Annotated in this window: 17 protein-coding genes and 2 pseudogenes; 9 read left to right on the top strand and 10 right to left on the bottom strand. The window is 56.9% G+C overall.

Annotation, left to right across the window (positions count from 1 at the left end; genetic code table 11):
- Positions 1-163: 163 nt before the first annotated feature.
- A complete protein-coding gene (locus AC2GXZ_RS29795; RefSeq protein ID WP_483762879.1) occupies positions 164-343 on the bottom strand; it encodes a hypothetical protein in 180 nt (59 codons plus the stop codon).
- Between the two features lie 202 nt (positions 344-545).
- Here AC2GXZ_RS29795 and AC2GXZ_RS29790 point away from each other — a divergent pair, with 202 nt between their 5' ends.
- The gene (locus tag AC2GXZ_RS29790; RefSeq protein ID WP_483762878.1) at positions 546-1,172 is read left to right on the top strand and encodes a nucleotidyltransferase domain-containing protein; all 627 of its coding nucleotides are present in this window, start codon (positions 546-548) and stop codon (positions 1,170-1,172) included.
- A gap of 121 nt (positions 1,173-1,293) precedes the next feature.
- Here the strand turns inward: AC2GXZ_RS29790 and AC2GXZ_RS29785 are convergent, their stop codons facing one another.
- Entirely contained in the window at positions 1,294-1,989 is a 696-nt protein-coding gene (locus AC2GXZ_RS29785) for a flavin reductase family protein (protein ID WP_483762877.1), read from the bottom strand.
- Between the two features lie 200 nt (positions 1,990-2,189).
- Positions 2,190-3,200: a zinc-dependent alcohol dehydrogenase family protein gene (locus tag AC2GXZ_RS29780; RefSeq protein ID WP_483762876.1), complete on the bottom strand. Its 1,011-nt coding sequence runs from the start codon at positions 3,198-3,200 to the stop codon at positions 2,190-2,192.
- Positions 3,201-3,290: 90 nt separating this feature from the next.
- Here AC2GXZ_RS29780 and AC2GXZ_RS29775 point away from each other — a divergent pair, with 90 nt between their 5' ends.
- Both AC2GXZ_RS29775 and ada read left to right on the top strand, forming a co-directional pair.
- On the top strand, positions 3,291-4,238 hold the full coding sequence (locus tag AC2GXZ_RS29775; RefSeq protein WP_483762875.1) for a LysR family transcriptional regulator: 948 nt from the start codon (positions 3,291-3,293) through the stop codon (positions 4,236-4,238).
- Between the two features lie 119 nt (positions 4,239-4,357).
- Entirely contained in the window at positions 4,358-5,500 is a 1,143-nt protein-coding gene (gene ada, locus AC2GXZ_RS29770) for a bifunctional DNA-binding transcriptional regulator/O6-methylguanine-DNA methyltransferase Ada (RefSeq protein WP_483762874.1), read from the top strand.
- Between the two features lie 470 nt (positions 5,501-5,970).
- Here the strand turns inward: ada and AC2GXZ_RS29765 are convergent, their stop codons facing one another.
- The gene (locus AC2GXZ_RS29765) at positions 5,971-6,384 is read right to left on the bottom strand and encodes a hypothetical protein (RefSeq protein ID WP_483762873.1); all 414 of its coding nucleotides are present in this window, start codon (positions 6,382-6,384) and stop codon (positions 5,971-5,973) included.
- Between the two features lie 183 nt (positions 6,385-6,567).
- Between AC2GXZ_RS29765 and AC2GXZ_RS29760 the strand changes: the two genes are divergently transcribed.
- Both AC2GXZ_RS29760 and AC2GXZ_RS29755 read left to right on the top strand, forming a co-directional pair.
- Positions 6,568-7,413, top strand: a complete 846-nt coding sequence (locus tag AC2GXZ_RS29760; RefSeq protein ID WP_483762872.1) for a type IV toxin-antitoxin system AbiEi family antitoxin domain-containing protein — start codon at positions 6,568-6,570, stop codon at positions 7,411-7,413.
- Positions 7,403-8,320 (top strand): nucleotidyl transferase AbiEii/AbiGii toxin family protein, encoded by a 918-nt coding sequence (locus AC2GXZ_RS29755; RefSeq protein WP_483762871.1) that lies wholly within the window; start codon positions 7,403-7,405, stop codon positions 8,318-8,320. The genes AC2GXZ_RS29760 and AC2GXZ_RS29755 overlap by 11 nt, the downstream gene beginning before the upstream one ends.
- Positions 8,321-8,361: 41 nt before the next feature.
- On the opposite strand, the gene AC2GXZ_RS29750 is transcribed toward AC2GXZ_RS29755, so the two are convergent.
- Both AC2GXZ_RS29750 and xth read right to left on the bottom strand, forming a co-directional pair.
- Entirely contained in the window at positions 8,362-8,580 is a 219-nt protein-coding gene (locus AC2GXZ_RS29750) for a hypothetical protein (RefSeq protein ID WP_483762870.1), read from the bottom strand.
- A pseudogene (gene xth / locus AC2GXZ_RS29745) lies at positions 8,573-9,356 on the bottom strand (exodeoxyribonuclease III). The gene AC2GXZ_RS29750 and the pseudogene xth overlap by 8 nt, the downstream one beginning before the upstream one ends.
- A 557-nt stretch (positions 9,357-9,913) precedes the next feature.
- On the opposite strand from xth, the gene AC2GXZ_RS29740 reads away from it, so the two are divergent.
- Positions 9,914-10,438, top strand: a complete 525-nt coding sequence (locus AC2GXZ_RS29740) for a PAS domain-containing protein (protein ID WP_483762869.1) — start codon at positions 9,914-9,916, stop codon at positions 10,436-10,438.
- 409 nt (positions 10,439-10,847) lie between these two features.
- Here the strand turns inward: AC2GXZ_RS29740 and AC2GXZ_RS29735 are convergent, their stop codons facing one another.
- Positions 10,848-11,051: a hypothetical protein gene (locus AC2GXZ_RS29735; protein ID WP_483762868.1), complete on the bottom strand. Its 204-nt coding sequence runs from the start codon at positions 11,049-11,051 to the stop codon at positions 10,848-10,850.
- Positions 11,052-11,804: 753 nt separating this feature from the next.
- On the opposite strand from AC2GXZ_RS29735, the gene AC2GXZ_RS29730 reads away from it, so the two are divergent.
- The 3 genes and pseudogenes from AC2GXZ_RS29730 to AC2GXZ_RS29720 all read left to right on the top strand — a co-directional run bounded on the left by AC2GXZ_RS29730 (position 11,805) and on the right by AC2GXZ_RS29720 (position 13,187).
- Entirely contained in the window at positions 11,805-11,993 is a 189-nt protein-coding gene (locus AC2GXZ_RS29730) for a hypothetical protein (protein WP_483762867.1), read from the top strand.
- A gap of 9 nt (positions 11,994-12,002) precedes the next feature.
- A pseudogene (locus AC2GXZ_RS29725) lies at positions 12,003-12,152 on the top strand (PAS domain-containing protein); the annotation flags it as partial.
- A complete protein-coding gene (locus AC2GXZ_RS29720; RefSeq protein WP_483762884.1) occupies positions 12,153-13,187 on the top strand; it encodes a sensor histidine kinase in 1,035 nt (344 codons plus the stop codon). It begins immediately after the preceding pseudogene.
- Positions 13,188-13,236: 49 nt separating this feature from the next.
- Here the strand turns inward: AC2GXZ_RS29720 and AC2GXZ_RS29715 are convergent, their stop codons facing one another.
- From AC2GXZ_RS29715 to AC2GXZ_RS29705, 3 genes are all read right to left on the bottom strand, one after another.
- Entirely contained in the window at positions 13,237-15,267 is a 2,031-nt protein-coding gene (locus AC2GXZ_RS29715; RefSeq protein WP_483762866.1) for an ATP-binding protein, read from the bottom strand.
- Positions 15,242-16,738: an ATPase domain-containing protein gene (locus AC2GXZ_RS29710; RefSeq protein WP_483762865.1), complete on the bottom strand. Its 1,497-nt coding sequence runs from the start codon at positions 16,736-16,738 to the stop codon at positions 15,242-15,244. The genes AC2GXZ_RS29715 and AC2GXZ_RS29710 overlap by 26 nt, the downstream gene beginning before the upstream one ends.
- Before the next feature lie 83 nt (positions 16,739-16,821).
- Positions 16,822-19,989 carry a type II toxin-antitoxin system ParD family antitoxin gene (locus AC2GXZ_RS29705; protein WP_483762864.1) on the bottom strand — a complete coding sequence of 1,056 codons (3,168 nt, stop codon included), beginning with the start codon at positions 19,987-19,989 and terminating at the stop codon, positions 16,822-16,824.
- Positions 19,990-20,075: the final 86 nt, after the last annotated feature.

The following is a 20,075-nucleotide window of genomic DNA, read 5'->3' as shown; positions in this document are numbered from 1 at the left end:
TGCTCGGTTGCAAGATCCGCGGCTGCGCGTGTCTCGAAGAAGGCTATGATCGTCGTCGTTCTGTCATCCGGCATTTCATCTCTCCCTATATCAACTTGCTCACACGCTTCGACCGCGTGGAGGTTCAAGGTGGTCACCGTCCAGGCTCGGTGTAGGAATATGTTTAACTCTCCGGCGACGGTTCGGCCGCCTCTGCACCTGGGGAGGATGTCTCGGGCTTGTCGCGAGCGTCGCTTTCTTTCCTATCGGCCTGCTTTTCCTCCTGCCGTTTAAGGTCGCGCTCGATCGTTTCGCGCGATCCCTCCGCAGGATCCTGCTCAGGATGTTCGCCAGTCTTGCCCATGTCGCTCTCCTCTTCGTTGCGAATGACATAGAGGAGCAACCATCAGAAAGCTCTGCGGTTCCTTCATCAAGGTCCGATTGCATCTTTGCCTCCCCTAGGCGGCAAAACGGCTTTCGTGGTTTCAGGCGATGGCGGCGACCGGCCCTCGCTTCCAGCAGATCAGGGCTTGCCAATTTGCCTGTTTGCCGCGATTAGGAGCCATATGACGAAGGCCGACAACATCCAAGTCCCACGAGAAGAAGCTTGGAGCCGCTGGTCTCCCGATGAACTCTATGAGCGCATTGGAAGTTCAGATCTCATCTGGTCGGTTGTCGGAGGCTGGGCGCTCGACCTTTGGCATGGGCGACAAACCAGGACTCACGAAGATCTGGAGTTTACCGTACTGCAAAAGCAAGCCGATGAATGCCGGCTCATGCTGGCAGGTCTTCGATTTTACAATGTCCGAGACGGTGTTTTAAAATACCAATCTGATGAAGCGCCGATCGAATCTGACATCTGGCAGCTATGGGGTTGCGACCAGGATGTTTGGCGTGTCGATATGATGATAGAACGTGGTGACGAAAACACCTGGGTGTACAAGCGAGATCCTTCGTTGCGGATGCCAAGGCTTGCAGCGGTAAAGAGAAATGCAAGCGGCATTCCCTACCTGGCACCACACCTCGTTCTTTTGTTCAAGGCGAGATATCTCCGGGACAAGGACCAGCAAGATTTCGATGCAGCGCTGCCGAAGCTGACAGACCGTGAGCGCGCTGATCTGCTCAATTTGCTTCAGATCCACCATCCTGGGCACATCTGGATCAACGCGCTCTCAGCGGCGCCAAATTGCTAAGGAGCGCCGAGATATCTCGGAATATCGCATTTGGACGGCCTGATTGCCCAGGTATTGAATCATTGCCGACTTCAATGCGAATGACGCCCTCGCGCCGAATTCTAACGAGGGCGCCCGGCGATCACGTGGCAACTTTCGGCGCCACCTCCCGCGCCCGATCGACATCCGGCATTCGGTATTGCTTCTCCTCAATTTCAGCCAGGCGGGATGGGACGATCTCCCTGTTATCGACGCCATAAAGCTTCTGAAAATTCATGATGAGAGGCTGCCACCGGGCGGGATTTATCCGGTTTTCATGCCCCTCTATGAGCAGGCTCGGATGGACGTGGACGCGGGTGATGCGGACCTCGAACGCTGAGATCAGGCCAGCGACCTGTGGATCGTCATCCATGATGCCGTGACGCGCGGCGACGACGGCCTCAAGTTGGATGGGGCATTCCAAGGCGCGCGGCGGGTCGACCGTTTGCGAAGGGATCGGAGTCAGGCCAGCGACCTCGAACTTTCGAGGCTCGTAGGCATAACCGAGCCTCTGCTTCAATTCAGGGATCTTCTCCGTACCTGTCAGCCGCGCAAGCCTATTTACAGCATCCGCCTGCTTCGGCGACGTCAGATTGAGTACGCATTGGCCCGTGCGGATCATATTCTGTGGAGTCTTGGAGGCGGTCTGTAGGCCAAGCATGCAACGCCAGCCGAGCCACCATGCGGAAGACATCGGTGCAAGGTTGGCGGTTCCATCCTCGTTCTGCGTGCTGATCAGAACGACCGGCGTTCCGAGATAGAGGATCGATGGTTCTATAGTGACATGGGGGTCGATCATGATGGCTCCTTAAGTTTTGACAGCGACACTCATATTATCGACCGATCAGGCGCGAACTCCGTTTCCTGCTCTGGAATCGAAGGTCGCAGATGGCGTAGGACGCGACGCTGTTCCCGTCGACATCTGTCGGCATTGACACGCCGGGAATCTGGATGCTTTGGATTTGCGCCGCATTCCGCAGAGCTGACTTGCCGGCCGTACTACCAATCCAGGTCGACAGCTATTTTCCCACAGTGGCCGCCCGAAGCCATCAGCTTGTAGGCATCGACCAACTCCGCCAGCTGGAAAGTTCGATCGACGACAGGACGGATCCTATGTCTGTCGATGACAGCGATGGCAGCGCGCAGATCGGCGACCGATCCGCCATTGCTTCCCTGTACGCGAATTTCCTTGAAGATGACCGGAAGGAGATCGAGAGAGCCGCCGGCGCCACCGAGGAAGCCGACTAGGCTGATGTACCCGCCGTGACGCACGGCGGCGATGGTCTTCTGGAAATCCTGGCCGCCGACGGGGTCGAGAATGAAGTCGGCGCCGACATTGTCGGTCGCGGCAAGAACCGCTTCGTGCCAATCCGGCATCGCCCTGTAATTGATGCCAAGATCTGCCCCGAGCGCACGGGCACGTTCAAGCTTTGCATCGGATGACGAGGTGATGATGACGCGGGCGCCTCGCGCCTTCGCCAGTTGCAGGATATGGATGGAGACACCGCCAGTACCAAGGGCGACCACAGTCGAAGCCGGACCAACCGAGGCAGCCTCGAGCGCTCGCCAGGCAGTCATGGCAGCAACGGGAAGCGATGCGAGTTCACTCCAGTTCAGATGATCTGGCGCCTTCACAACACTGTTGGCGCTCAGATTCGCGTACTGTTGTAAGCTCCCCGAGATCGTCGCGCCGCGCATCGGAGATGCCAGTTCCGAGGTCGGTGCGCCAGCCACCCACTCGGACTTCGGTGGCGTGATGACGCGGTCACCAACCCTGACCTGCCACACCCCCTCTCCCACCGAAACGACTTCGCCAGCGCCATCCGCCAGCGGTATAATTGGGAACGGAACCCCAGGATAGTTGCCGGTAATTACGGCAAGGTCCGCGAAGTTAAGGCTCGCAGCCATCATGCTGACGACAATGCGGCCCGGGCCGGGAACCCGCGGCTCGGGAAGATCCACGATCGTCAGGCCTTCGAACGATGGACCGGTGAGGTGTATTGCTTTCATGTTCAGATCTCCTTGAGAAGCCTGACCATCACTTACATTGCTGCGAAAAGCTCTTGAACATATGCAAATTGCAGATGATAACTGCGAACCATGCAGCAATATCCTTCCTTCGATCTCGATGACCTTGTGGCATTTATAGTGATCGCCGAAACGGGGTCGTTTCTGGCTGCGGGCCGTCGTCTCTCAAAAGACCCGACGGTCATCTCGCGACGACTGCAGGCGCTTGAGGCACGCCTTGGCGTGCGGTTGGCGGAACGGACTACGCGGCAGCTGGCATTGACTGAAGCGGGTCACGCCTATCTGGCAAAGATAAAGCCGATCGTCGCCGACCTGGAGGCCGCCGACCGCGATGTCACCGGTTTCGCCGATGGCGAGCCGCGCGGTCATTTGCGGATTTCACTTCCAGGCAATTTCGGAAAGCTTTGGCTTTCACCTCTGATCGTCGACTTTATGAAGCGATACCCCGCCGTCACGCTGGATATCGAAGCGACGAACCGTTTCGTCGATCTCATCGGAGAACGTTACGACCTTGCCGTGCGGTTGGGAGACCTGCCAGATTCACGGCTGATCGCGCGTAAGGTGGCGGACAGAAAGCGCATTATCTGCGCGTCTCCCTCCTATCTCCTGCGAAGCCCGACACTGCGAACGCCTCAGGACCTTCTTGATCATGCATGCCTTGTTCCTACCGCTAGGAATGACCCCTATCGCTGGAGGTTCAAAAAGGCGGCAGGAGGGATAACGGAGATATCGGTCCGTGCGGTCGCTGCTTCTGACGACGCGGAACTCCTGGTCGATGCCTGCGTCGGTGGCCTTGGCATCCTCTACACGTCGGACTGGTATGTCAGCCGTGAGCTGGCAGCGGGTCGTTTGGTCGAGGTCCTCGCCGGCTGGCAGCTTGACGACCCCGGTGGCGTTTACGTCGTCACGCCGGCCCGCGCTGGCATGCCGAGCAAGACACGCGCGTTTTCGGACTGGCTGCTCAAGCACCTTTCACCACCTCCTTGGGACAAGCCCGATGAACCCCGCGGCAGCACGTAATCGGGGCTAAGCAAGAATCGGGTGGTTTTCGTTCGATTAGAGAGCAAGGATCGGAGCGCAACCGGCGTGGATCGCAGGCATATTCAGCCGACATCCATCTGGAGAGAGAGATCATTACTATGAACATCCACTTAGCCACATCCCTTCGCCCGGTTGGGCTTATCGTCGAGAACGACCCTCGCTGGTTACGCATCGTGTCCCGCGACAAGGCCGCTGACGGCAAGCTTTGGTACACCGTAATGACGACAGGCATCTATTGCCGACCGTCTTGCCCTTCTCGCACGGCAAATCCCAGGAACGTTTCTCTGCACGATACGATCGAGAGCGCGCGTGCCACCGGCTTTCGGCCCTGCCGACGTTGTAATCCCGATGGCCCCGCGCGTGGCTCCGAAAATGCTACTCTCATAGCCAAAGCCTGCCGCCTGATCGAGAAGAGCGAGGTGGAAATATCGCTAAGCGATCTGGCGGTTGCCCTCGATCGTAGCCCCAGCCATTTCCACCGCTTGTTCAAATCCGCAACCGGCGTGACCCCTAAGGCCTATTCCGCAGGCCACCGCGCCAAGAAGGTTCAAGACAGTCTGCAGTCAGGCTCGAGCGTTACCGAAGCGATCTATGACGCCGGCTTTAATTCGAGCGGACGCTTTTACGAGAAGTCCAACCGAATTCTCGGCATGACGCCGACACGGTACCGAGAAGGCGGAGTCGCTGAAGAAATCAAGTTTGCGGTCGGTGCTAGCCAACTCGGCGCTATTCTCGTTGCATCCAGTGCCAACGGTGTCGTCTCAATTTTGCTTGGCGATGATCCGGACGACCTGGTCCGCAACCTTCAAGATCGGTTCGCGAAAGCACGCCTTGTCGGCATGGACCGGGACTACGAAGCGTTGATCGCTCAGGTCTGTGGCTTCGTCGAGAATCCGAGGATGGGCCTTGATCTGCCACTCGACGTTCGTGGCACGGCTTTTCAGCGCCGGGTATGGCAAGCCCTGCAGGGAATTCCTGCCGGCGAGCGGGTGTTCTACTCCGAAATCGCGCGCCGCATCGGTTCGCCTAACGCGGCACGCGCGGTGGCCGCTGCATGCGCCGCGAACAATATCGCGGTCGCCATTCCTTGCCATCGCGTTGTCCGCAATGACGGAACTCTATCCGGTTATGCCTGGGGCGTTGAGCGCAAGGGTACGTTGCTCAATCGCGAGGAGATTCAGGAAGGAAACGACACGCCGCGAGTCGGCTCCCGGCTCAGCGAGACTGCAATCAAAAACTAGGGCGCCAGGTCATGCTCAGTCGAAGGTCTTGAAGGGATAAGAACCGCTGGCCCGTAATCCGATTTGACTAAGCTATTGAAAGATATTGCCATGACCTGACGTTTGTCTGTGCGACCGGCGAATGTTATGCTTGTGCAACACTTGTTACGGTACGAGATTACACGGATTTCCATGTCGCGTAAGGTTGTTGCGAATGCTCAACATTCGCGACATAAGTTGCGTCAACTGGGCTGCCATGAACATTACCGGCGGGCAAAAAGATCATTGCCGCATTTGCCGGCGTAACCGATTTTGAGCGGATGTTGATCCTGGACCGAGTACTGTGCATAGGGCTACCGCGAAAGCCCGACGCGTCCGCTCGGACCGCCAGATCCGCTCTGTGCGGCTTATTGGCGTCAGTTAGTTTCATAGACCAAAACCGTTCGCGACGCTGTGCTGCCTCAAGTCATTGTTCTTCACTCGATAAATCGTCAGAGGAAAATGTTGTTGCCGACGTCCATGAACGACGCGAAGCCAAGATGACCTTCAAGATGAATTTTCATCAGATAATTGCCATCCCCGCTCGATGGCGCCCGTTCGATCCAGGCCAGGCCGCGGTCACCTCGGCGGCGCAGCCAGAGAGGTCGCAGTAGCTGCGAACCCCTTGCGGGTTGACCGTCCAAGGAGGGGGCTGGGTTAGGGATGCCAGACAAAAGAGCTGGGTTGGCAACGCAACTGGTTGGAACAGAGTGGTATTTGATCTCGCCGCACTGACCTTCGTCCGTATCATCCGAACTGCCATCAACCGGAATGACGTGAAAATAGGGAACTGCTTCGTCTTTCAAATCGAGACATCGGCACAGATACAGCGTTCGATGTGCCAGCCAGGTGATTACTGATTGCATCAGACGCAACGACGCGCGGAGTAAACTTTGGGGCGGAGGTTTTATGCCCCAGGACCAAGGCGCTGCCAACGAGCCCGGTACGGGACTTCGAAATTCCTATTTTTGTCAATTTCTGATTGACAAAAACGAAATTCTTCAAAGTAAACTTGATGTTCACTTTGAACTCGTGTCATGATGTCCATTATGAATGAACAGCGGAAGCCAAAGCTAAAAAATCTTATCCAATCGGTTCCGCCGGGCTTCATCATCGATGCGGCCTGGACGGCACGCCATGCAATCTCACGGCAATCCATATCGGCGTATATCAAACAGGGTTGGCTCGAGCGGATCGCAACAGGCGTCTACCGACGCCCATTCTCGGCAAGAGAAACGACGCAAGCCGTCACGGGCTGGAAAATCACCCTGTTATCCGCGCAATGGATCATGGGACATACATTCCACGTTGGAGGTCTGACCGCGCTCGGATTGCGTGGCCATACCCATTACCTCCAGCTCGGCGGCGATACGCGCGTCTACCTCTACGGCTCCGATATCCCAGACTGGCTTATGACATTGACGTCCGATGCCAGGTTCGTCCGACGAGGTCATGGACTGTTCCCCGACGAGAACAACGGCGTAGAGAACAACGAATTCAGCCTGTCTGATGATCCAGATGAGGAACTGGCCATGAGCCCGTGGCGATGGCCTATCAAAATGTCATCGGCAGAGCGGGCGATACTGGAGGTTCTGGATGAGCTTCCGAAGAACGAGAGCTTTCACAACATCGACATGGTGTTTGGGGGATTGGTCAATCTGCGCCCGAAAATGTTGACGATGCTGTTGACCCAGTGTCGCAGCGTGAAGGTGAAACGCCTTTTCTTCGTCTATGCTGACAAGCACGGGCATGCGTGGCTCAAGCATATCGATAGATCGCAAATCGACATGGGACGCGGCGATCGAGCGCTGCTCCCGGGCGGAAGGCTCCACCCGGTTTATCGCGTAACGGTCCCAGCCGACCTGTTGCCAAAGGAGAGTATCAATGGCGCGTGATCGCTATATGCGGCAGGTCGAACTGCTGGTCCGCACGTTGCCCTACATCGCTCGCCAGGATGTCTTTGCCCTCAAGGGGGGAACGGCCATCAACCTGTTCTACAGGGACATGCCTCGCTTGTCGGTCGATATCGACCTCACCTACCTTCCCATTGAGGATCGCAACACGACGCTCAGCGGCATCGACGCCGCGCTTGACCGCATTCGCGACGATCTGCTGAGAAACCTGCGTGGCGTCGATGTCCTGCGTATCGCCGGCGGCGGCAACAATGACACGCGGGTGCTCGTTCGGCAGGGCACCACCGAAATCAAGATCGAGACCTCGCCGGTCGCGCGTGGAACGGTTCATCCTCCGGAACTGCGGGCGGTAACGGATGGCGTCGCCGAGGCGTTCGGTTTTGCCGAAATGCAGGTCGTGTCTTTCGAGGATCTGTTTGGTGGCAAGCTTCATGCCGCCGTGGACCGTCAGCACCCGCGCGATCTATTCGACGTGAAGCTGCTCTACGATAACGAAGGGCTTACCGATGCGTTGTTTCGCACCTTCCTCATCTACGTCGCAAGCTCAGGCCGCCCTCCGCATGAGCTGATCAGGCCGTCATTGTCCGAACTCGAAGAAGCCTTCGTGAAAGAATTCGAAGGCATGACCATCGAACCTGTCAGCTTGATCGAACTCAAAGAGGCACGAGCACGGCTCACAGATGACCTTCGAGCCCGACTCGATGATAAAGCGATGCAGTTCCTGCTTACTCTCCATGATACGGAGCCAGATTTCGACGCCATCGGGCTGCCACAGGCGGCGGCCCTACCGGCAGTTCGGTGGAAGTTGCTCAATCTTGCAAAGCTGAAGCAGCAGAACCCCGATAAACACGCGCTGCAGCGTGGGGAAATCGAGAACATGTTTGCTTAAGCAACTGTGTTCCCAAGCACGGCCGGCCGCACGTTCCCTTCTCAGGCACCAGCGGCCGGCCAGTCATTTGCCGGCTCTTCGATAGCGTCATCCGACACATCGTCTGCAGGGTCGGGATCGCGTTCATTCGCAATCCGCAAACGCTCGATTTCTTCGATCGCGGCGTCGAAGACATCGGCCTGCTTGACGCCGGAAACGACCGCTTGGTCCAGCAGGCTTTTCAAGCCAATTCGCAGTTGATCTCGCCAGTTATTACTCATTTCGTTTTCTCCGCTTGATCTTTTTATCGGAAAGCTTAATCCACACCGGAGCGTGATCGCTGGTGTGTTCCCAGCCGCGCACATGCTTGTCGACCTCAGCTTTTTTCAGGCGCTCGGCAGGGTCGGGACTGAGCAGGAAATGGTCGAGCCTCAAACCCGCGTCGTGTCCATAGGCATTCGGGAAATAGTCCCAGAACCGTGTAGATACGCTCTCCGGGATGCATCTCGCGTAGCGCATCCGTCCAGCCCTGAGAGACGAGGTTTCGGTAGGCTTCCCGGACTTCGATGCGGAACAGCGCGTCGTCAGTCCAACGCTCCGGCTTACAGACATCCAACTCCGTCGGCATGACGTTATAGTCACCCACGAGGACGACAGGCACCTCTAGCTCCAGCAACTCGGCGGCATAGTCGTGCAGACGCTGAAACCATCGGAGCTTGTAGTCGAACTTCGGGCCAGGATAGGGATTGCCGTTTGGGAGATAGAGGCCGCCAATCACAACGCCGTCCACGATGGCTTCGATAAAGCGGCTCTGCTCGTCCTCCGGCTCCCCCGGAAGACCTTTGCGCGTCAGTTGCGGCTCCTGACCTCGCGCCAGGATGGCGACGCCGTTCCAGGATTTCTGGCCATGCCAGACCGCACCATAACCGGCGGCTTCGATAGCTTTCGCGGGAAACTTCGCATCCGGCGCCTTCAGCTCCTGCAGAACGACAACGTCCGGCTTCGCCTCGTCCAGCCAACGAAGCAGGAATTCCAAGCCGGATGGCGCTTCTGAAATCGCAGATTATCTCGCTGTCCGTGTCATTCGTGCAAAGAAGAACGCTTATTCCGAGTTCCGTCGAATACCGGGCCAGCCCGGCCGTACTCACGCCGCTGGCCCACGTATCCATCACGACGAGGCCGACGATATTATCCCGAAGCCAAGATCTACCCGCCTCCACGGAAGCGACCATGTGAATATCGATAAATCCGACTTTGGCCAGTTCGTCTGCGATGATGGAAGCGATCAGCCAAGATTCTTCTACAATAAGAACTTTTGGAAGTCTGCAATGAGTTCCCCTGGTTCGGACTTCGCACTCGGGTAGGATATAGGTCGTCGCCGCGCCCAAGCCAAGACGCGAGCTCAAATACCCAGTGGCCGTAAAGTTTTCCAGCGTCGGAGGGAAAAGTGAATCTCAACCAACTCGCCTGTGCGGCTGATGGAAATGCCGGATGTACGTTATCGTACATAACTTGCTCAACTGGCCCGAATGAAATTTTGATCTTGCCTGAAGCAATCCATTACGCGTTAGATTGCGTATCAAGCAAAACTACAACCTTTTCGCGTGAGTCGTTATGGGGAAAGATCCTGAACTACTGCACAAATCTCAGTGCCCTGACCTATCTGGAGAAATCGGCTTTTACACTTGGAACCTCTCACTTGACCGCTGCTACGGTGATGAAGTGTTCAGTCGCCTCTTCAATATCGACATCCACGAGGTGAACGAAGGTGTTTCGATCGAACAGATACTTTCGCGTGTATGTGACGAGGATCGGCCCAGGTTGGCAAAAGCAATCCATCAGGCAATAACGACAGGAAGCTTTTACACGGAAACCTATTACGTTATTCAACAATCTGGACAATACCGGGAACTGACCGCCTTTGGTAGATGTCTACGCTTTTCTGACGGCACCCCGTCACATTATACGGGCTTTGTTGTTGTTGCATCTGCAAGTCCCGTCGTGACCGGCAAAGCGCATATCGAGCTTCATACTCGCGCGGCGTTGCGACTAGCCGAAGAGCAAGGGCTCGATCTTGCAGCCCGTTACTTACTCTCGGCGCTCGGCTTACTGGAAGGAGGAACACGATCAGGCTCGTAATGACGGGTAAGTTGCGCCATCGTTGCAGATGTTCTGGCAGCGCGTGAAGCAGTACTATCGATTTGAAAGCTTGGGGCTTTGAACTGCTGAAGAGTTGTCATCAGTGCCTTCAGAGCGTCCGAGGCATCGGCGATTTTCGACATCATATCGCGCCTCCAGCGCGGAAAATCCTTTGATGGTAAGCGTCACTAAGGGTTGGCCTGTTGGGACTGATCACCACCTATCGGTACGGTAACTCACCAGAACGTGAATCAGCCAGGCATGCTAGGTAATGGAGGCGCTTAAAGGCATTACCCCTCTCGTCAGACATTTTCTGGCTTGAGCCTTTGGGCGTCTTAGGTTTTCGTACTTATTAGGCTTGGCTAATCGCGTATTCAGGCTGTCGTGGACGCCTCAAGTCGTTCTTAAATCAATGGAACGTGTCTTTGACGCTGCTAAAGTGAGGGGCCTTAACCTGAGTGAGAAACTCGCAGGCAAGATCGATTGCCTGGCGCATCGAACATTGGTCGAAATCCACTGGCACATCTCTGAATTTTCCGAGAATATCCACAAGCATGCGAGCAGCTGAAGCCCAGCGAAGGCGAGAATCATAGGGAGCGTCACGGTAAGCCATAAGCACCTCCTCGATCATTTTCTGGAAGACGAGACGTCTTCTGTCGTCCGCGAGACTTGTTATTCCATATGCGTTCGTAGTCTCCAGCATCGGCCACCCTCCGATATGCCCTCAGCGGGGGCATATATATCTCTAATTGCAAAAATATGATATTTCAACACATTTTAACGTGGTGTCTGATGCGAGCTCTACGTCCTCACGTATCCATCTTCAGGTTTAGGAATGGGCGAAAACCGCCATAGTAGAGTGCGGGCGTTAGATTTAATAGAGAGCGGCAAATTGGCAAAAGGCTATCTTTCCGCAACTTGGCCCGATGATCCTTCCTGATTCGCTCGCCATTTGTTAAGCTCCGGTTCGGTTCCTCGAAAAGAGACGAGCGGTGCGCTGGTGGTCAGCTTGGTAGAATGTGACTGGGACGCTCTTGAAGGGATTCGGACCGGTGACCCGTAGTCATCTGCCTTCGAACGTTCGTAAGTTCCGCGCTGTCAATTTGCGTTTCCAGGTAGATGTACAGACATCCGATAGCACTGCGCGCAAAAACTTATCGTCGAGAGCAGGCTGACTGAAGAATTATTCTCGCGCGCTCGTTATTCACCTTGAACGCGAGCTTAGATGCTAAGCTATTCTAGCTTGCCTCTTTTAAGCCGCCCTCATCCGGCCACTTGCCCATTCAAACGAGACTTGAAAGAGACGGAAAATGAGGCTTTGAATGGCGGGGAGGTTTGGTATCGTGTCGAGGGTTAGGATTTAGCAGTGGTTGACGGCAAAACGTTCTGGCCTGGCGACGCTGCCCTCAAGGAATTACTCAATTCCGCTCGTATCGGTGTCTGGACGCTTGATCTCGTTAGCGGAGAATTGCTTGTATCGGAAGGTTGCAAGCGCAATTTCGGCCGAAAGCCCGACGACGCCTTCTCTTATCTGGATTTGCAAAACAGCATTTAACCAGCGGATTTGGCCCGGTGGAAAGAAACCGTCGCCAGCTGCCTTTCAACGAACAGCGAGCTACAGATCGAGTATCGGATCAACTGCCCTGATGGTAGCCGCCGGTGGATCGAAATCACGGCGAAGGTCACCTACAGTCATGAGGGACAACCAATTTCCATGTCCGGCGTCTCGCTTGACGTCACCGATCGCAAAGACGAAGAGCGGGATCGAATGGACGATGAGGAGCGCCGCAGGGTCGCGACGGAGACAGGCGAGGTCGGCCTTTGGGACCTTGACCTTGAAACGTCGACACTCACCCTCGACGACCGTATGAAGATGCTCAACGGCGTTTTCGATGGACATCCCGTCGACATGGAGGGTGCGTTCAACGCCATCCATGTCGAGGACAGGGCCAATGTAGAGTTTGAACTCGCTGGACTTGCGGAGGGTCGAGCTGAGTTTCTCACACTCCAATACCGAGTAATCGGCATTGAGGATGGCGTAGAGCGCCATGTGCTGGTCAACGCCCGGGCAATGCGCGACGAAGATCAGGTCATCAGGCGCTTGATCGGCGCCGCTCGGGACTTATCACAACGAGTCGCCGCAGAACAGCAGGGCATACTCCTCAATCAGGAAATGTCGCACCGGCTCAAAAATACACTGGCCGTCGTGTCCTCCATCATCACGCAAACGCTGAGAGCGGCTACCGATGTGGATGCGGCGCGCGCTGTCCTGCTGTCGCGCATACAGACGCTCGCGGGCGCGCATGAGCTCCTTTTGTCCGGTCACACGGACTCGGCATCGCTTAAAGCGATCATCCGTGCCGTGTCTGAACCTCATGACAACGTTGGTCAGATCGAAGTGCTGGGGCAGGACGTTTCACTTGGTCCAAAGACGGCGTTGTCGTTCGCGCTCATCGTGCACGAGCTCGCGACCAACGCGGTTAAATACGGCGCCCTGTCAGTTGGCGCAGGAGCCGTCGTGGTGACCTCCGAGATCGACCGCAGCGAACCCTCGCTGGACAAGCTTATCGTTGAGTGGAGAGAGAGCGGCGGACCCGCTGTTTGGCAACCGACCCGTAAGGGATTTGGCACACGGCTGATATCGATGGGCCTTTGTGGCGGCGAAGGAAGCGGAGTATCGGTAGACTACAATCCTGACGGTGTGGTCTACCGTTTTACCGCACAACTCGATACGGCGACGTCGCAATGACGGCCGTAAAGGGCCGCGCGTGCATCAGGTTGCCATTTCGTGGAAAAAGTTACTTCAGTATTTTTCTGATCTCCTGATCAAGCTGTTCCTGCGTATAGGGTTTCCCGAGACGCGGAAGATCCATGCCTGTGCCTGGCGGCAGATCGGCATAGCCGGTCGCAACCAAAACCGGCAGTTCGGGCCTCATAACTCGCGCAGCTTTAGCCAGTTCTGCGCCATTCATGCCCGGCATGGAAAAATCGGTGATGACAAGCTCAATACTTGGTTCGGTGGCCAGCATCTCGAGCGCCTGCTTGCCGGAGTTCGCCTCGAACACACGATGGCCGAGATCCTCGAGCATATCGACAGAACTCATGGCAATGAGGGCATCATCGTCGACCAATAGGATTGTCGCTGGGCCTATCATTTTTACCTCAATATTTACTAGCTCATCAGCGCTACGGAGCGCCTCACCCGTCACAGGCAACCACAGCTCTGCCAATGTTCCCACCCCGACTTCACTGGAGAGCTTAAGTGCACCGTCCAGCTGCACCGCAAGTCCGTGGATCATCGACAGGCCCAGGCCAGTGCCTTTCCCAAGTTCCTTCGTGGAAAAGAAGGGATCGACGGCTTTTGCCAAGGTCACGCTATCCATCCCTGTTCCGGTGTCGCGGACGCTGAGGCACAGATAGGCACCGCGAGTCATCCCTTCGGCCGGAATGATGTCTGACTCATGCCGCACACTGATTGTGATTGAACCTCCGTTAGGCATTGCATCACGCGCATTGACCACAAGGTTCAAGAGAGCCAGTTCGACCTGGTTGCCGTCGACAAGCACCAGCGGTAGCTCTGCCACGATCTCCGTCGTGATAGGAACGCTAGACCCGACAGAGCGTAGCAGTAGCTCCTGCATGTCGTCGACAAGCTTAGCGAGATCAGTGGGCTCAACCGCCAGGTCCTGCCGCCGCGCGAAGGCAAGCAAGCGCTGGGTCAGCGAGGCGCCACGCCGAGCGCCTTGTAGCGCACCGTCGATCAACCTCGTAGCTTTCGGGTCGTTGAGGAGATGCTTTCGCAGAAGATCGAGGTTGCCGAGAACAGCCATCAGCAGGTTGTTGAAGTCGTGCGCGACGCCACCGGTCAATTGACCGATCGCTTCCAGCTTCTGCGACTGCCGTAGCTTCGCTTCGGCGCTCTCGCGTTGCGCGCTTTCACTACGAAGCGCTTCCGTCCGTTCTTCAACACGGCGCTCGAGTGTTTCGTTCATCGAGCGCAAGGAGGCTTCGGCATGTTTTCGGGATGTGACGTCCGAGGCGACGCCGGTCAGCTTCATGGCGCGCCCCTTCTCATCCTTGACCAAACGACCACGCAACTCCGCCCAATGTTGGCTCTGATCGGGCCAGATTGTTCGATATTCGATCACATAATCCTCGCCGCTGCTGACGGTGTGCGCGACACCATCATGCATCGGCTGGCGATCGTCTGGGTGGATCGACGCGACCAAATCGCCGTAGGATAGGTCTTCAACTGATTTTCGGCCGAATATTTGCCGAAACTCACCTGACGACCTAAGTGTCCAGTCTTGCAGGTCGATCGACCACGTCCCAAGACGGCCGGCCAACAGCGCAGTCTGGAGGCTCAGTGCCCCTTCAGCGAGCTCAGCGATCCTGTTGCGGGCCTCAAATTGCCGGCGCCGGTTTTTGCGCGCGCTGTCAACGACGCTTACAAATGTGGTCGGATGAAACGGGCGCTCGATAAACGAGACGTTTCCAAGTGTTTCGGCAACCCGTGCCGCCGCGGGATTGCGCTCCGGGCCCGCGCCCTTGTGGGTCAGAACAATAAAGGGCAGATCAGACCAGCTCGGTTGGGATTGGACCCAGGCGTTAACAGCCTGGAGATTACTGGATCTAAGTGCCTCTTCGACGACGATCACGAACAGCACACGGTCGCCGAGGCTGTCCGCCAACTCGGCAGTGCTCGAGATAGGCTCTGACGCGATACCACACTCGGACAGCAGCGCGGCCGCCACCGCGCCGTCGCGGCCGTTGGGCGCAAAGACAAGGGCTACGCTATCACGGTCAGGAATTGTCGTCGCTCCCGCCATCCAGCATCAGGCTCTGATCGCCGACAAAAGATGGGACGCCCCGTAGGACACCCTGAAATCCTGTCAGAGGTGCTCCGAGCGTCAGGCCCCCCTTGCCGATTTCATATTCTCTGATCGTCGATTCGTGCGATCCAGTCCGCTTCTTGACGATCGATACGGCACGCCGTACCTGCCCAGTGGCTTCGAAGTACCGCAACAGGACGACGGTATCGGCCAGATAGGTCAAATCGATAGGCGACTTCATGTCTCCGACCAACCCATGCTGAGCGACGGTCAGGAAAGTGTTGGCGCCCTGCCGGTTCAGATATTGAAGGAGCTCATGGATGTGCAGGATCAACTGGTTTTCCTGAGGCATGCTCGCCTGGTACCCGTTGATGCTGTCGATAACGATGATCTTCGCCTGCGCTTCATCAGCGCGTGCGCGGACGCGATGGGCGAATTCGCCCGGCGACAATTCAGCCGCATCGAGCTGCTCGATGTGCACCATGCCGCTGTCACGCATGGCCTCGATGTCGATGCCGATGCCGCGCATCCGGTTAAAGAACAGACCGAGCTCTTCGTCGAACACAAAGACTGCCGCCTTTTCTCCACGTTCGACGGCCGCCGCAACAAACTGTGATGTGAATGTCGTTTTTCCCGTCCCGGCAGGGCCGAGGACGAGTGTGCTGGAGCCCTGCTCAATGCCCCCGCCCAGAAGAGCGTCGAGTTTGGCAATCCCGCTCTTGGCCTGGACACGGTCGTAGGACGTGTGGTGTTCGCCGGCGCGCAGCCGCGGGTACACCGCAACGCCGCCCGTCTCGATCTTGAAGTCGTGATATCCGCCGCGGTAGGACTGGCCACGATACTTGACAATGCGGAGGCGGCGACGCTCGGCACCGTACTCTGGTGCCAGCTCCTCCAGATGAATGACGCCATGGACGACGCTGTGAACAGTCTTATCGAGAACATCGGCAGTCAGGTCGTCGAGAAGCAGAACTGTCGTCCCCTGTCGAGCAAAATAGTGCTTCAGTGCGAGTATCTGTCTGCGATATCGCAATGAGCTTTGGGCAAGCAGGCGTATTTCCGAGAGGCTATCGAGGACGACGCGCTTAGGCTTCACGCGTTCGAACGCCTCAAAGATCAGTTTCGTGGTTTCTCCAAGCTCCAGGTCTGACGAATAGAGCAGGCTCTGTTGATGATCGGCATCAAGCAGGCTTTCCGGCGGTACTAGTTCGAACACTTTGATATGGTCGCCAAGCACCATGCCGTGCGACCGGGCTCCTTCCCTCAGCTCCTGTTCGGTCTCGGAGAGGGTAATATAGAGGCATTGTTCTCCGAGTTTGTCGCCCTCGATCAAAAACTGCAATGCAATCGTCGTTTTGCCAGTTCCCGGATTGCCCTCGAGCAGAAAAACATTCTCTTTTGTTAAACCGCCCCCTAACACGTCATCGAGACCAACGACACCCAGTTTCGCTTTTTCACGCGCGCTCATGCAAACCCTTTTCCCTCTTTTCAAATGGCGATTGCATCGCCCTGGGCATCGTTTCAATTAAAATCGTTTTCCAATCGGATCGGCTAGACCTCTTCCTCCTCGCCGTTCTTCTCGCTACGGGCAACTTTCGCCTCCATAGGCTCACCTGTCCCAGCGCCCGCAATAGCGTTGGCGAGTTTCGACGCGTCGTAAGGTTTTGACACGACAATTGCGTCTGTCTCGTTTCGAACCGAGGTCGGATCGCCTGTGGCATAGACAATCAGCGTTGACGGCCGGAGCGCCCTCGCTTCGGCAGCAAGTTCCGAACCGGAGGCGCCGGGCAGGTTGAGGTCGGTCACAAGAACATCGACAGCCATCGTCTGGAGCGCAGCTTTGGCCTCCTCGGCACTGCCCGCTTCCACGACGATCAATCCGGCATCTTGCAGCATCTCAGCGGTGTTCATGCGGATGAGCGCATCGTCCTCGACCAGCAGCACAGTCTGACGTCCGACTTTATGTATATTTGACGCCAAGGTTTCGGTCGCCGTATTATTCTCGACTACCTTCTCCGAAGGCTCGGCCGAAGAACGCTTGTTTTTTACATTCGACCGCTGCGACTGGTTGGCAAGGACATGCCTGAACTTGCGAGCCAAAGCCTCCCGCGTGTAAGGCTTCGACAAGAGTTCGACGCCGGCATCAAGCTTGCCGCCGTGGACAATCGAGTTTTCTGTGTAACCGGACGTGAATAGTACTGCGATATTCGGCAGCCGCTCTTTCGCCTTACGGGCGAGTTCCGGGCTTTTCAGCGTGCCCGGCATCACGACATCGGTGAACAGGATGTCGATCGGGATCCCACTATCGATCACCGTCAGCGCACTCCCTGCATCAACGGCTTTCAGCGTGCGGTATCCAAGATCGGTCAGTAGCGCGATGACCGTTTCCCGGACTTCCGCGTCGTCCTCAACGACGAGCACGGTTTCCGTGCCGCCGACGATCGGGCCGTTATCGACGACAACTTCGACGTCTTCCGCCTCGATTGCACGCGGAAGGTAGAGCTTGATCGTCGTACCATGGCCGACTTCCGAATAGATTTTAACGTGGCCACCGGACTGTTTCACGAAGCCGTAGACCATCGACAGACCCAGACCCGAACCCTTGCCTTCAGCCTTGGTGGAGAAGAAAGGCTCGAACACCTTCTCGATGATCTCTGGGGCCATGCCGGAACCCGTATCGGTGACGGCCATCATGACGTACTGACCTGCAGTCACTTCGTCATGTGTGCGGGCGTAGGCGTCATCGAGATGCGCATTCGACAGTTCGATCGTCAGCTTGCCCTGCCCTTCCATCGCGTCGCGTGCGTTGATGGCGAGGTTCAGCAACGCGTTCTCGATCTGCGTCGGGTCGATGAACGTATTCCACAGCCCTCCGCCGACGACGGTTTCGACCTCGATCGCCTCGCCAATTGCCCGGCGGATCATATCGTCCATGTCACGAACAAAGCGGCTGATGTTGACAACCTTGGGCTCGAGCGCCTGGCGCCGGCCGAAAGCGAGCAGTTGGCTGGCGAGCTTGGAACCGCGCGATACACCGGCCATGGCGTTGGCAATCTTTGCTTCAGCCCGCTGGTTGCCTGCGACCTCCTTTGACAGAAGCTGGAGATTGCCGGACACCACCTGAAGCAAGTTGTTGAAGTCGTGCGCCACCCCGCCGGTCAGCTTGCCAACGGTTTCCATCTTCTGGGCTTGGGCCAGCTTGGTCTCGGCCTGGCGACGCTCGGCGATTTCCGAGATAACCCGCACCTCAAGATTCTCGTTGAGCTGTTTCAGTTGATCTTCGGCGCGTTCGCGATGACGGACCTGCCGAGAGAGAGCTTCCGCCTGTTCGCGCAGCGCTGCCTCTGCCGCGCGCTGATGGGTGATATCCGTATGGACACCCACCCATTCGACAATATTGTCCTTCGAGCCGATGATCGGAAGCGCACGGATAGCGAACTGGCGCCAGGCCCCATCATGCCGACGGACACGATGCTCGTGGACATACATCGACCTGGCTTCGACAGCGGCATTCCAGGTTGCGACCGAGGCATCCATGTCGTCGGGATGCACGGCCTCCGCCCACCCGAAGCCCTGATACTGATCGAATGTCTGACCGGTCAACGCTGCCCAGCCAGGCTGTTCTCCGACCATGCGGCCGTTGGCGCTATTGGTCCAGAGAACGCCGTGTACGGCGTTCATCGCAGTATGGAAGCGAGCGTTGCTGATTTCGAGCTCGGCTTCGCGAACCGCTCGTTCTTCGATATCGATACCGAGAATGTAAACACCCGGCACGGACCCGTCTGGTTCGACGTGCGGGACATAGCGGATTTCGAGGCGACGGGGTGAATCCCCCCGCTTCGGCATGTCCGTCTCGGCCGTGACAGTCTCACCGGCAAGCGCTCTGTCGATGTCTGCGCGGCGATCTTCGTAAGCGGCCTTGCCAACGACATCGATGACAGGCTTCCCGATCATTTCCTCTGGCTTTGCGCCGAACCATTCCTCGTAGGCACCGTTGGCAAACCGATAGACGTGGTTTCGATCGACATAGGAGATCAGCATAGGCACCGCATCAGTGACACGGCGGAGATCAGCTTCGCTGTCGCCAAGTCGCTTTTCCATGGCGACACGGTCGCTGTTATCAACGACCGTGCACATCACGCCGCCGATCTTGCCGTCTGCTTCGTAAACGGGCGTGTAGAAAAGATCGAAGATAAATTCCTGAGGCAGACCATCCCGCATCAGTGTCATTCTCTGATCATGGTAGGAACGAAGCTCGCCGCGAAGACCGGCCTCGATCATCTCACGGTTCCAGTCCCAGATTTCCGGCCAGATTTCCGCGACATTGCTGCCGAGCGCAGCGGAATGCTTGTCCGACACGATCCGGGCATAGGTGTCGTTGTAGAGCATCACGTGAGCCGGCCCCCACATCAGCACCTTCGCGACCGGCGAATTGACGATGTTGGCGACGGTGGTGCGCAACTCGACCGACCAGGTGCTCATAGCGCCGAGTGCGGTGGCCGCCCAGTCCTTTTCCCGAATGATCTTGCCGCATTCTCCGCCGCCGATCGGCCAGGCCTGCGCCAGCATCGCCGCCGGTTTGACCCCGTCACGCAGCAGCCGCAGCCCCGATCGGACGACCTCGCTAGCGTTACCGTAGTCGCCGGAGGTCAGGCAGTCGGAGATGAAACCCTCAAGTTCAGGGGTCAGCGAAAAATTGCGCGTGAGACGTTTGGCCATGGATGCTCGTCCCACAGTTTTTCGCCTGTGTCAATCTGTGTCACACTACTAGCTCTGGATCGGTTAAAGCCTCGTATGTCCTTTAA

Source organism: Aliirhizobium sp. YIM B11859 (assembly GCF_057163345.1).
The sequence above is the reverse complement of the archived record's forward strand: the minus strand, read 5'-3'. Positions and strand labels throughout refer to the sequence as shown.